At 52.1% G+C, this 12,911-nt stretch carries 11 protein-coding genes; 7 read left to right on the top strand and 4 right to left on the bottom strand.

Annotated features, from left to right (window positions below; translation table 11 throughout):
- Positions 1 to 82: 82 nt before the first annotated feature.
- A complete protein-coding gene (purU, locus tag ACETPC_RS01410; protein ID WP_380177917.1) occupies positions 83 to 931 on the bottom strand; it encodes a formyltetrahydrofolate deformylase in 849 nt (282 codons plus the stop codon).
- Positions 932 to 977: 46 nt separating this feature from the next.
- On the bottom strand, positions 978 to 1,436 hold the full coding sequence (locus ACETPC_RS01415) for a YchJ family protein (RefSeq protein WP_380177919.1): 459 nt from the start codon (positions 1,434 to 1,436) through the stop codon (positions 978 to 980).
- A gap of 101 nt (positions 1,437 to 1,537) precedes the next feature.
- Between ACETPC_RS01415 and rssA the strand changes: the two genes are divergently transcribed.
- The 5 genes from rssA (at position 1,538) to ACETPC_RS01440 (ending at position 7,040) form a co-directional block, all read left to right on the top strand.
- Positions 1,538 to 2,455 carry a patatin-like phospholipase RssA gene (gene rssA, locus ACETPC_RS01420; protein WP_380177921.1) on the top strand — a complete coding sequence of 306 codons (918 nt, stop codon included), beginning with the start codon at positions 1,538 to 1,540 and terminating at the stop codon, positions 2,453 to 2,455.
- A gap of 79 nt (positions 2,456 to 2,534) precedes the next feature.
- Positions 2,535 to 3,548: a two-component system response regulator RssB gene (gene rssB / locus ACETPC_RS01425; protein WP_380177923.1), complete on the top strand. Its 1,014-nt coding sequence runs from the start codon at positions 2,535 to 2,537 to the stop codon at positions 3,546 to 3,548.
- A gap of 193 nt (positions 3,549 to 3,741) precedes the next feature.
- On the top strand, positions 3,742 to 4,650 hold the full coding sequence (gene galU / locus ACETPC_RS01430; protein WP_380177925.1) for a UTP--glucose-1-phosphate uridylyltransferase GalU: 909 nt from the start codon (positions 3,742 to 3,744) through the stop codon (positions 4,648 to 4,650).
- 27 nt (positions 4,651 to 4,677) lie between these two features.
- Entirely contained in the window at positions 4,678 to 6,018 is a 1,341-nt protein-coding gene (locus ACETPC_RS01435) for a UDP-glucose dehydrogenase family protein (protein WP_380177927.1), read from the top strand.
- A 14-nt stretch (positions 6,019 to 6,032) separates the two neighbouring features.
- On the top strand, positions 6,033 to 7,040 hold the full coding sequence (locus tag ACETPC_RS01440; RefSeq protein ID WP_380177929.1) for an NAD-dependent epimerase: 1,008 nt from the start codon (positions 6,033 to 6,035) through the stop codon (positions 7,038 to 7,040).
- A gap of 66 nt (positions 7,041 to 7,106) precedes the next feature.
- On the opposite strand, the gene hns is transcribed toward ACETPC_RS01440, so the two are convergent.
- Positions 7,107 to 7,514, bottom strand: a complete 408-nt coding sequence (hns, locus tag ACETPC_RS01445) for a histone-like nucleoid-structuring protein H-NS (protein WP_380177931.1) — start codon at positions 7,512 to 7,514, stop codon at positions 7,107 to 7,109.
- Positions 7,515 to 8,054: 540 nt separating this feature from the next.
- On the opposite strand from hns, the gene tdk reads away from it, so the two are divergent.
- A complete protein-coding gene (gene tdk, locus ACETPC_RS01450) occupies positions 8,055 to 8,678 on the top strand; it encodes a thymidine kinase (RefSeq protein WP_380178828.1) in 624 nt (207 codons plus the stop codon).
- 338 nt (positions 8,679 to 9,016) lie between these two features.
- Here the strand turns inward: tdk and adhE are convergent, their stop codons facing one another.
- Positions 9,017 to 11,692, bottom strand: a complete 2,676-nt coding sequence (gene adhE, locus ACETPC_RS01455; RefSeq protein WP_380177933.1) for a bifunctional acetaldehyde-CoA/alcohol dehydrogenase — start codon at positions 11,690 to 11,692, stop codon at positions 9,017 to 9,019.
- A gap of 478 nt (positions 11,693 to 12,170) precedes the next feature.
- Here adhE and ACETPC_RS01460 point away from each other — a divergent pair, with 478 nt between their 5' ends.
- The gene (locus tag ACETPC_RS01460; protein WP_380177935.1) at positions 12,171 to 12,818 is read left to right on the top strand and encodes a YchE family NAAT transporter; all 648 of its coding nucleotides are present in this window, start codon (positions 12,171 to 12,173) and stop codon (positions 12,816 to 12,818) included.
- Positions 12,819 to 12,911: the final 93 nt, after the last annotated feature.

Raw genomic sequence — 12,911 nt, forward strand, 5'->3', positions numbered from 1 at the left:
CCCGGATGCAATGATTTAAATGCGTTTGCCGCTTTTTTATTCTGACTGCTGCTTTGTCCGGCAAAACAGCAGTCTGCAACCTTTACAGAATAATAGTGCGGTTGCCGTAAACAAAGACGCGCTGCGCCAGCACCTGATAAAGAGCGCGGCTCAACACGTTTTTCTCGACGTCGCGGCCCGCGCGCATCATATCCTCCGCCGTATAGTTATGATCCACGTGGATTACGTCCTGCATAATAATCGGGCCTTCGTCCAGATTGTCATTGACGTAATGTGCAGTCGCGCCAATTATTTTCACGCCGCGCTCATAAGCCTGATGGTAAGGGCGCGCGCCGATAAAGGCGGGCAGGAATGAGTGGTGGATATTGATAATCTGATTGGGATAGCGCTGCACAAAAGCCGGCGTCAGCACCCGCATATATTTAGCCAGCACTACGTAATCAGGCTGGAAGCGGTCGATTTCCGCCGCCATATTGTTGTCGTGCTCTTCGCGCGTCAGGCCTTCATGGCTGACCAGCTTAAAGGGAATATCAAAGCGCTCGACCAGCGTTCTCAGCGTTTCGTGGTTGCCGATAACCGCAGCGATCTCAACATCCAGACCACCATAGGCGCTTTTCATCAGCAAATCGCCCAGGCAATGCGCTTCTTTCGTCACCAGAATCACCACGCGGCGGCGTCCGGCGGCGTTAAGTTCGCGAAACGAACCGGTTGGAAGCGCGCTGTCCAAATCGGCCAGCAGCGTGGCATCGTTGAAAATGCCTTCCAGCTCGGTGCGCATAAAAAAGCGGCCGGTACGGTGATCGACGAACTCATTGTTCTGCACAATGTTCAGCTCGTGTTTGTAACAAATGTTGGTAATTTTAGCGATCAGACCTTTAGCGTCCGGGCAGATAGTACGTAAAACTTTTCGTTGTAGTGTTTGCGCTTGCATTGCGATGGTAATCCTGTCGAAGCAATTTTGGGGATGCGGGAGACCGTTACCGGCCACAACATTTTTTAAATTTTTTGCCGGAACCGCACGGGCACCGATCGTTTCGCCCTGTTTCAGGGAAAGTTCCGTCAACATAATACCAGCGTTGCGCCAGTCGAAGAAAGCGCGAGCGTTCATGAATAAAGCTGTCGCGCTGATTTTCAGAGAAACGCGCGAAGAAGGTAACATAGCCTTCTGCATTATCTCCTGGTGCATCTGCCTCAAGTATATGTAAACTAAGCCATCTGGTCGCGGCGAAACTTTGTTCCAGCGAGTCGCGAAAAAGCGCCGCGTTGCAATCAGGGTGCCAGGTCGCGATCAGATAATCGGCATTGCCCATAGCGTACGCGGTGTAGCGCGAACGCATCAAGGCTTGCGGCGTGGCAGGAATACCTTCACCATTGAGCCAGGGCTGGCAACATAAGCTATACTCCAGTCCGCTACAGCAGGGGCAGGATTCAGACACGGTGTCTCCGGAAGAAAATAAGGCAAAATGAGTTCAGGCGTCATGGTAACCGAGCTGCGTTAACGGCGCCATGAGTTCGTTAAGCACAAACCAGAGGTGGAATGAGACAGGTTAAGATTGGGCTGGCACTGGGATCGGGTGCAGCTAAAGGGTGGGCTCATATCGGCGTGATTGAGGCGCTGGAACGAGCCGGCATCAGGATTGATGTGGTGGCAGGTTGCTCCGTGGGAGCGCTTGTCGGCGCCGCTTATGCCAGTCAACGTCTTCCTCTCCTCGCCAATTGGGTACAGGGATTCAGCTACTGGGAAGTGCTGCGGCTAATGGATTTTTCCTGGCGACGCGGGGGACTGCTGCGTGGAGAACGCGTCTTCAATCATGTGCGCCGTTTACTGCCGCACACCCATATTGAGCAATGTGGCCTGCCGTTTGGCGCCGTTGCCACTAACCTCAGCACCGGTCGTGAACTTTGGCTGACGGAAGGCGACCTTCATCAGGCCATTCGCGCCTCGTGTAGCATGCCGGGGCTGCTTTCGCCCGTCGCCTGGCATGGCTATTGGCTGGTAGATGGCGCCGTGGTTAACCCTGTACCTGTCTCTCTGACTCGCGCGCTGGGTGCCGATATCGTTATCGCCGTTGATCTCCAGCACGATGCACATTTAATGCAGCAAAACTTGCTTTCCGTCACGCCGCAATCCGTGAAGCTGCCCGCCGAAGCTGCCGGCTGGCGAGGCAAACTGCGACAAAGGCTGGCCGGAACAGCACAGAAAAAAAACAGGCAGACGCCGGGAGCGATGGAAATTATGACCACCTCAATTCAGGTGTTAGAAAATCGGGTCAAGCGCAACCGGATGGCCGGCGATCCGCCGGATGTACTGATACAACCCTACTGCCCGCAGATCTCTACGCTGGATTTTCATCGGGCGGAAGAGGCTGTTGCGGCGGGCAGGCTGGCCGTTGAAAAAAAGATGGATGAACTGCTTCCGCTGGTCCGTCACTACGCGTTGCCGGAAGAGAAATGAGACGACTTCAGGCAAATCCGAGAGGCGCAATTGTGGTTTTTAGACCACTATTGACTAATCTGGCGCACAAGGGGGGACAATGGAGAAGCCATTAAGCGGAAAACAGATCCTGATAGTTGAAGACGAAGTCGTTTTCCGTACTCTGCTGGATAACTTCCTGAGCGCGCTGGGCGCCACAACTCTGCTGGCAGACGACGGCGTTCAGGCACTGGAAAAAATGCAGCAACAGGAGTGCGATCTCATTATTTGCGATTTGGCGATGCCGCGTATGAACGGCATTAAGCTGGTTGAGCATCTCCGTACCAAAGGTAATACCCTGCCTATTCTGGTTATTTCCGCCACGGAAAATATGTCCGACATTGCACATGTGCTGCGGCTTGGGGTGCAGGACGTGCTGTTAAAACCGCTGAAAGATTTGGAAAGGCTACGCGAAGCGGTTTACGAATGCCTCTATCCTTCAATGTTCACCTCTAAGGTAGAAGAAGACGAACAGCTCTTTCAGGATTGGGATGCGCTGGTACGAGATCCCGCTGCGGCGGCGAAGCTGCTGAAACAGCTCCAGCCGCCGGTGCAGCAGGAGATAGCCAACTGCCGCATCAACTATCGCCAGCTGACCATGGCGGAGCAGCCAGGCCTTGTGCTCGACGTGGCGGCGCTTTCCGATAAAGATCTGGCTTTTTATTGTCTGGACGTCACCCGGGCTGGCGACAATGGCGTACTGGCCGCGCTGCTGCTGAGGGCGCTATTTAACGGATTGCTCCAGGAACAACTTTCTGGTCAGGCGCAACGTTTGCCAGAGCTAAATAGTTTGCTCAAACAGGTAAATTTGCTTTTACGCCAGGCGAACCTGCAGGGGCAATTTCCCTTACTGGTTGGCTATTATCATCAGGGTTTAAAAAACCTCATTTTGGTTTCTGCTGGTTTAAACGCCACTTTAAATATTCATTCACACCAAATACAGTTAAGTAATGGCGTGCCTCTTGGTACTTTGGGCAGTACGCATCTTAATCAAATTAGCCAGCGCTGCGATGCCTGGCAATGCCAGGTATGGGGCGCCGGCGGCAGGCTGCGCCTGATGTTGTCCACGGAATAATCATCCCGCCTTTTTTATTGCTGCGCCCTGACGACAGGGCCAGCAATAAGCTTTACACTTAGGTAATTGTCTTAAATTGCGCGGAAATGATTGAACCAGGATAAATCCATCCGGGTTCAACTGATATACTCACTTCGTTTTTTAACTCGACATATCAAGTAATAACTTGAACGGCCTAAAGAGAGGTACTTAGATGTCTGCCTATAAGTCCAAAGTAAAAAAAGCGGTAATCCCTGTTGCTGGTCTGGGAACCCGTATGTTACCTGCCACCAAAGCTATTCCAAAAGAGATGCTGCCGCTGGTTGATAAGCCGTTAATTCAGTATGTCGTTAACGAGTGTATCGCTGCCGGGATCAACGAGATTGTGCTGGTAACGCACTCATCTAAAAACTCCATTGAAAACCATTTCGACACCAGCTTCGAGCTGGAAGCGATGCTGGAAAAACGCGTTAAGCGTCAGCTGCTGGAAGAAATCCAGTCTATCTGTCCGCCACACGTCACCATTATGCAGGTGCGTCAGGGCCTGGCAAAAGGTCTGGGCCACGCGGTAATGTGTGCTTATCCGGTAGTTGGCGATGAGCCTGTCGCGGTTATCCTGCCGGACGTAATCATCGACGAGTACGAATCTAACCTGGCTAAGGACAACCTGGCCGACATGATGCGTCGCTTCGACGAAACTGGTCACAGCCAGATCATGGTTGAGCCTGTGCAGGACGTTACTGCCTACGGTGTGGTAGATTGCCAGGGCGCAGAGCTGAAAGCGGGCGACAGCGCGCCTATGGTCGGCGTAGTAGAAAAACCGAAAGCGGACAAAGCGCCATCCAACCTGGCGGTTGTAGGTCGTTACGTGCTTTCTGCGGATATCTGGCCTCTGCTGGCGAAAACGCCTCCGGGCGCAGGTGACGAAATCCAGCTTACCGACTCTATCGCTATGCTGATGGATAAAGAGACCGTAGAAGCTTACCACTTGAAAGGTGTTAGCCATGACTGCGGCAACAAACTGGGCTACATGCAGGCATTCGTCGAGTACGGCGTACGTCACAATACGCTGGGTGCAGATTTCAAAGCATGGCTTGAAAGCACCGTTGGCAACGAGAAATAAGATTAATTTTTTAACCGGGACAATTCAATGAAAGTCACCGTATTTGGTATCGGCTATGTTGGTCTGGTTCAGGCTGCGGTTTTGGCCGAAGTCGGACATGACGTTCTTTGTATCGATGTCGACGAAAAGAAAGTCGAGAATCTGAAGAAAGGGATCATTCCAATTTTTGAACCTGGCCTGACGCCACTGGTGATGCAGAACTACGAGGCTGGTCGTCTCAAGTTCTCCACCAACGCGGAAGAGGGTGTAAACCATGGCATCATGCAGTTTATCGCCGTGGGTACGCCGCCGGATGAAGACGGCTCAGCGGATCTGAAATATGTTACCGCGGTAGCGCGAACGATTGCCCAGCACATGAACGATCATAAAGTGGTGATCGACAAGTCAACCGTGCCGGTAGGTACGGCCGACCGCGTGCGCGCCGTAATGGAAGAGACGCTGAAGGCTCGCGGCAAAGAGATCGCTTTCGATGTGGTCTCCAACCCGGAATTCCTGAAGGAAGGCGCGGCGGTCAACGACTGTATGCGTCCTGAGCGTATCGTAGTAGGCACGGACAACGACGAAGTTGTCGAGCTGCTGCGCGAGCTGTACGAGCCGTTTAACCGCAATCACGATCGCATGATCCTGATGGATATCCGCAGCGCCGAGCTGACCAAGTATGCGGCTAACTGCATGCTGGCAACAAAAATCAGCTTTATGAACGAGATCTCTAACCTGGCGGAACGCCTGGGCGCGGACGTCGAGAAAGTTCGTCAGGGTATTGGTTCCGATTCCCGTATCGGCTACTCCTTTATCTATCCTGGCTGCGGCTACGGCGGTTCCTGCTTCCCGAAAGACGTTCAGGCGCTGATCCGTACCGCCGAGCAGATTGGCTACAAGCCGCGTCTGCTGCAGGCTGTGGAAGACGTCAACGACTCGCAGAAGCACAAGCTGCCGGACTTTATCAAGCGTCACTTTGGCGATAACCTTCAGGGCAAAACCTTTGCGCTGTGGGGACTCTCCTTTAAGCCGAACACCGACGACATGCGTGAAGCGTCAAGCCGCGTGCTGATGGAAGCGCTGTGGCAGGCTGGCGCCTCCGTGCAGGCTTTCGATCCGGAAGCGATGGACGAAGCGCAGCGCATCTACGGTCACCGCAGCGATCTTAAGCTGATGGGCACCAAGGAAGCGGCGCTGCAGGGCGCAGATGGCCTGGTTATCTGCACCGAATGGCAGAACTTCCGCGCGCCGGATTTTGACGTTATTAAAAATGCCCTGAAAGAACCCGTGATTTTTGATGGTCGTAACCTGTATGATCCAGAAAGAATCAGCAAACGCGGTTTCGTTTATTATGCAATCGGCCGCGGAGCTTCTCTTCAAATTGCATAATTAACGAGGGCAGTATGAAATATCTGGTTACCGGCGCAGCAGGATTTATTGGTTTTCACGTTGCACAACGCCTGACAGGCGCCGGTCACCAGGTTGTCGGTCTCGACAACCTGAACGACTACTACGACGTCAACCTCAAACTTGCCCGTCTGGATATCCTCAAAGCTTCTTCCGCTTTTACTTTTATCGAACTCGATCTCGCCGACAGAGAAGGGATGGCGAAACTATTCGCCAGGGAGCATTTCGATCGGGTAATTCATCTTGCCGCACAGGCCGGTGTGCGCTACTCGCTGGAAAATCCTTTAGCCTATGCTGACGCTAACCTGATCGGGCATCTTAATATCCTGGAAGGGTGCCGCCATAATAAAGTCGGTCATCTGCTTTATGCTTCATCAAGTTCGGTTTACGGTCTTAACCGCAAAATGCCTTTCTCAACAGACGACTCGGTAGACCATCCGGTTTCACTCTATGCGGCCACGAAAAAGGCCAATGAGCTGATGTCCCACACCTATTCGCATTTGTACGGTATTCCCACTACAGGTCTCCGTTTCTTCACCGTATATGGCCCATGGGGACGCCCGGATATGGCGCTGTTTAAATTTACCCGCGCGATGATTGCAGGTGAGAAAATTGACGTCTATAACAATGGCCAGATGCGCCGCGACTTTACCTATATTGATGATATAGCTGAAGCCATTGTGCGCCTACAGGATGTCATCCCGCAGTCTGATGCTGACTGGACAGTAGAGACAGGCAGTCCGGCAACCAGTTCGGCCCCTTACCGCGTTTATAATATTGGTAACAGTAACCCGGTAACGCTGATGGCTTATATTGAGGCGCTGGAAAAAGCACTGGGGATCGTTGCCGATAAAAATATGCTGCCGATGCAGCCGGGCGATGTGCTGGAAACCAGTGCGGATACGGCCGCGCTGTACCAGGCAATCGGCTTTAAGCCGCAAACCGGCGTGGAAGAGGGCGTAAAACGCTTTGTCAGCTGGTATCGTTCTTTTTACCAGGTATAAAACATAATAAAAAAGGAAGCGTCTGCTTCCTTTTTTATTGGGCTGTACAGCGCGGCTAAACCGGATTTACAGCATAAAATCTTCGAGTGTTTTACCCTGCTCTTCAATTGCTTTTTTAATAACCGCTGGCGTACGGCCCTGGCCGGTCCAGGTTTTGGTTTCGCCATTCTCGTCGACGTACTTATATTTAGCCGGACGTGCCGCGCGCTTGGCTTTACCTGGCGCTTTAGCCACGCTCAGGGTAGAGAGCAGTTCATTAGGATCGATGCCGTCAGCGATCAGCATTTCACGGTATTGCTGCAGTTTGCGAGTGCGCTCTTCAATTTCAGCCTGAGCGTGGCTCTCTTCTTCACGGCGCTCGTGCACAACAACTTCCAGTTTCTCCAGCATCTCTTCCAGCGTTTCCAGCGAGCATTCTCTGGCCTGCGCACGCAGAGTACGGATGTTGTTCAAAATTTTAAGTGCTTCGCTCATTGTTCAGATCTCAAAAATTATAATGGGGGAAATGTTCTGCCTGATAATAATAGAGTGGGTCATAATGAACTGCAATAGCTAATTTTGTAAGAAACGAAAATTCGTTTATCTCTTCCTGCTTGCTGCGGGTTATTAAGAGTGAAGCAGAATAACAACCGGCCTATTAGATGACGTGTTTTACTACAGGTAACGGCTTTAACTTACCTTAATGCCTGGTTTAATAATCCGGGCTTTTTCCTTTTTTTCTGCAGGACAGCCTCTGCTAACTTATAGAAATTACAAAGGATATTAGCAAAAACTAAAAATGGTGTTTAACTGTCAAATGCGGAAATAACCAGAGTGATTACCGTTTTAAAAGCAGCCCAATGCGTCTGACTGTCCATTAGTACAGGTAAGGTGCTTTCTTAAGCAAATGTGGCGATGCAGAGCAGGGCGCGCCTGCGAATCGAATCTAAAAGAGAGGCCATACGACCGCTCACTCTTGTGCTGATGTGATACAATAATCCGAATTCATAAAATTTTAATTTGGGGCAAAAGCGGATGGCTCAGCTATATTTTTATTATTCCGTGATGAACGCAGGCAAATCTACTGCGCTATTACAATCCTCTTATAACTATCAAGAGCGCGGCATGCGTACGCTGGTCTATACAGCGGAGATTGATAACCGTTTTGGTATTGGCAAAGTGAGTTCGCGGATTGGTCTTTCATCTCCAGCAAAATTGTATAATAACGACACGGCACTTTTTACCGAGATAAAAGCGCAACAGCAAATGGAACCGGTTCACTGCGTCCTGATTGATGAGTCGCAATTCCTGACCAGAGACCAGGTTAAGGCGCTTTCGGATGTGGTTGATATTTTGGATATACCGGTTCTTTGCTACGGATTGCGTACTGATTTTCGCGGCGAATTATTTAGCGGTAGTCAGTATCTGCTGGCATGGGCCGATAAGCTGGTGGAATTAAAGACGGTTTGCCACTGCGGAAGAAAAGCGGGCATGGTGCTGCGGGTGGACGAAAACGGCGAACCCTACCAGGAAGGAGAACAGGTGGTGATAGGCGGCAACGAGCGCTATGTGTCAGTGTGCCGCAAGCACTATAAAGCGGCGATTGAACAGCGTTGCCTGAAGGCCGTTTATGGTGAAAAAGGTCGCAGGCCGCAATAAAAGCGGACATTGCGCCAAAGCGACAACGGGCGTAGTGATAAGAGCAAAGATCATTAGCGCTGCTTACAGATAAAAAGAACCCGCCGGATGGCGGGTTGAGGTTGATGACAAACTCTTTGTCGCGTTTAAATCGGTGGCAAAGCAGCAGAGGCAGAGCGGAACATGGACACGCCGTGAAATCGTCCCTGATGGCTCGGTTGGCGCGTCCATGCGCCCACCTGGCCGCTCAGCCTCTGCCGCTATCAAGCTGCCGTGTTGCGGTAAAAAAGGCAAAGTCCAGAAACGTTTTAGGTTTGTCAACAGTTTGAACCCGCCGGATGGCGGGTTCAGGGAAAAATTTATTTCTTCACTTTTTTCCGGGTCTCAACCGGCTGCGCAATCACCGCTTCTGCGACGGAAGCGAAGGGCTCTGCGTAGTCGCGGCCATAGAAGCTGTCCAGCATGATTTGTTTCAGCTCGGCGATCAGCGGATAGCGTGGGTTAGCGCCGGTACACTGGTCGTCGAACGCGTCTTCCGCCAGCTTGTCTACTTTCGCCAGGAAGTCTGCTTCCTGTACGCCAGCCTCGCGGATAGATTTAGGGATCCCCAGCTCGGCTTTCATGCTTTCCAGCCAGGCAAGCAGCTTCTCAATCTTCTGCGCGGTGCGATCGCCAGGCGCGCTAAGGCGCAGATGATCGGCTACTTCTGCATAGCGACGGCGCGCCTGCGGACGGTCGTACTGGCTGAAGGCCGTTTGCTTGGTTGGGTTATCATTGGCGTTATAGCGAATAACGTTGCTGATTAACAGGGCATTGGCTAAACCGTGCGGGATGTGGAACTCCGACCCCAGCTTGTGCGCCATAGAGTGACAGACGCCCAGGAAGGCATTGGCGAAAGCGATACCGGCGATAGTAGCGGCGTTATGCACACGCTCACGCGCTACCGGATTTTTTGCGCCATCGCGATAGCTGGCCGGCAGGTTTTCCTGCAGCAGCTTCAGTGCCTGTAAAGCCTGGCCGTCGGAGTATTCGTTAGCCAGCACGGAAACATAGGCTTCCAGCGCGTGGGTCACGGCATCCAGACCACCGAAGGCGCAGAGCGACTTAGGCATATTCATCACCAGGTTGGCATCCACAATTGCCATATCCGGCGTCAGCGCATAGTCGGCCAGCGGGTATTTCTGACCGGTGGCATCATCGGTGACGACCGCAAACGGCGTTACTTCTGAACCGGTACCGGAAGTGGTGGTGATAGCAATCATCTTCGCCTTCACGCCCATTTTCGGGAATTTATAGATACGTTTACGGATATCCATAAAGCGCAGCGCCAGCTCCTCGAAGTGGGTTTCCGGATGTTCATACATCACCCACATAATTTTTGCCGCATCCATTGGCGAACCGCCGCCCAGCGCGATGATCACGTCTGGTTTAAAAGAGTGCATCTGCTCCGCGCCTTTGCGGACGATGCTCAGCGTCGGATCGGCTTCTACCTCGAAGAAGACTTCGGTTTCCAGACCGTGGGATTTCAATACGGAAACGACCTGATCCGCATAGCCATTGTTGAACAGATAGCGGTCGGTAACGATAAAGGCGCGTTTGGCGCCGTCTGTCGCCACTTCTTCCATAGCAATTGGCAGAGAACCGCGGCGGAAGTAGATAGACTTGGGTAGTTTATGCCACAACATGTTTTCAGCTCGCTTAGCCACGGTTTTCTTGTTGATCAGGTGTTTAGGCCCGACGTTTTCAGAAATGGAGTTACCGCCCCAGGAGCCGCAGCCCAGCGTCAGTGACGGCGCCAGCTTAAAGTTATAGAGATCGCCAATGCCGCCCTGAGACGCTGGTGTATTGATCAGGATACGCGCGGTTTTCATCCGGTCGCCAAAGAAGTTAACGCGTTCGCGCTCGTTATCCTGGTCGGTATAGAGACAGGAGGTATGGCCGATACCGCCCATGGCCACCAGTTTCTCTGCTTTGCTGACCGCCTCTTCGAAATCTTTCGCGCGGTACATGGCAAGGGTAGGGGAAAGTTTTTCGTGGGCGAAAGGCTCTGATTCATCCACCAGCTTCACTTCGCCGATCAGGATCTTGGTGTTTGCCGGCACGCTAAGGCCGGCCATCTCGGCGATTTTTACCGCAGGCTGACCAACAATAGCGGCATTCAGACCGCCGTTTTTCAGGATGATATCCTGCACCGCCTTCAGCTCTTTGCCCTGCAGCAGGTAGCCGCCATGGCTGGCGAAGCGCTCGCGCACGGCCTCGTAAACGGCATCCACCACGATTACGGACTGTTCAGAGGCGCAGATAACGCCGTTGTCGAAAGTTTTTGACATCAAAATCGAAGCGACGGCACGTTTAATATCCGCTGTTTCGTCAATGACCACCGGCGTGTTGCCCGCGCCGACGCCGATAGCGGGTTTACCGGAACTATAGGCCGCTTTTACCATGCCCGGGCCGCCGGTCGCCAGAATCAGGTTGATATCCGGATGGTGCATCAGCTGATTGGAAAGCTCTACGGAAGGCACGTCGATCCAGCCGATGATATCTTTAGGGGCGCCAGCGGCAATAGCGGCCTGGAGTACGATATCTGCTGCTTTATTAGTGGCATCTTTGGCGCGTGGATGCGGCGAGAAAATAATGCCGTTGCGGGTTTTCAGGCTGATCAACGCCTTGAAGATAGCGGTAGAGGTTGGGTTGGTGGTTGGGACAATCCCGCAGATCAGACCGGTTGGTTCAGCGATAGTAATGGTGCCGAAGGTATCGTCGGTATCCAGAATACCGCAGGTCTTTTCATCTTTATAGGCGTTATAAATATATTCGGAAGCGAAATGGTTTTTGATGACTTTATCTTCAACTATGCCCATTCCTGATTCTGCCACGGCCATTTTCGCCAGTGGAATGCGCGCGTCGGCGGCTGCCAGCGCTGCGGCGCGGAAAATTTTGTCGACCTGTTCCTGGGTGAAGTTTGCGTACTCTCGCTGGGCTTTCTTTACACGTTCAACCAGTGCGTTAAGCTCAGCAACGTTAGTAACGGCCATAATGCTCTCCTGATGAAAGTTAAACTCTATTAGTAAACAAGCCAGAACTGACAATTATAGACAAGATCGCTTTAATTTTACTCAAAGGCGCTTGCTTTTTAGCCTTGGCGTTCTACAGGTTTACTAAAAGAGTCTGCGCAATTTGTTCGCTGTCAGCGGCGAAACTGCGATAAAAGGTCCGTTAACTGAGACTAATGGTACGCACTCCGGAGAGTAGGAATTTTGATGTGGATCAAGAATTATTGCTGCTGACACCTTTCAGCCGCGACATAAGCGCGGATTCACCGGATTATCAATAGCCTGCAAAACCAGAACAGCGTATTTTATTAGTGCTATAGTTTGTGAAATAAGGAATTATTAGCCTGATTAACTGCTGTGACTGACGTTTAACAAGGCTTTAAGCAGGCAAAATTATCCTCCTCCCTTCGGAGGCCGCTGCCGGGAGCGACTGCCGGTAAGAGTGATTCAGGAGAAAAGCGTGAACCCGACTATTCTTGACCTGTCAGGCTATATCAAATTTTTTGTCGGGCTATTCGCACTGGTTAATCCGGTCGGTATTATCCCGGTCTTTATCAGCATGACCAGCTATCAGCTGCCTGCCGCCCGCGATAAAACCAACCTGACCGCCAGCCTTTCCGTGGCGATTATCCTCTGGACCTCATTGTTCTTAGGCGACGTCATCCTGCGTCTGTTCGGCATCTCAATCGACTCTTTCCGTATTGCAGGCGGCATTCTGGTTGTCTCAATTGCTATGTCGATGATCAGCGGCAAACTAGGCGAGGATAAACAAAACAAGCAGGAAAAAACGGAAACCGCTAACCGTGAAAGCGTTGGCGTAGTGCCGCTGGCGCTGCCGTTGATGGCCGGACCCGGCGCCATCAGTTCAACCATTGTCTGGAGCACCCGTTATCACAGCTGGCAAAACCTGCTTGGTTTCAGCATCGCCATCGCGCTTTTTTCTCTTTGCTGCTGGCTGCTGTTCCGCGCCGCGCCGCTAATGGTCAGGGCGCTGGGCCAGACGGGCATCAACGTTATTACCCGCATCATGGGGCTGCTGCTGATGGCGCTGGGCATTGAGTTTATCGTGACCGGCATCAGGGCACTTTTCCCCGGGCTGACGGGCTAAATCCCTCACTGGTAAAAGGCACTTAAGACGCATAATCTGCGCTTATTTCAGGAAACGAATCTTGCTATGCGCCAATAAAGTGCAAATCTCGCT

It is taken from the genome of Pantoea sp. sgz302252, assembly GCF_042610525.1.
Classification (GTDB): Bacteria; Pseudomonadota; Gammaproteobacteria; order Enterobacterales; family Enterobacteriaceae; genus Erwinia.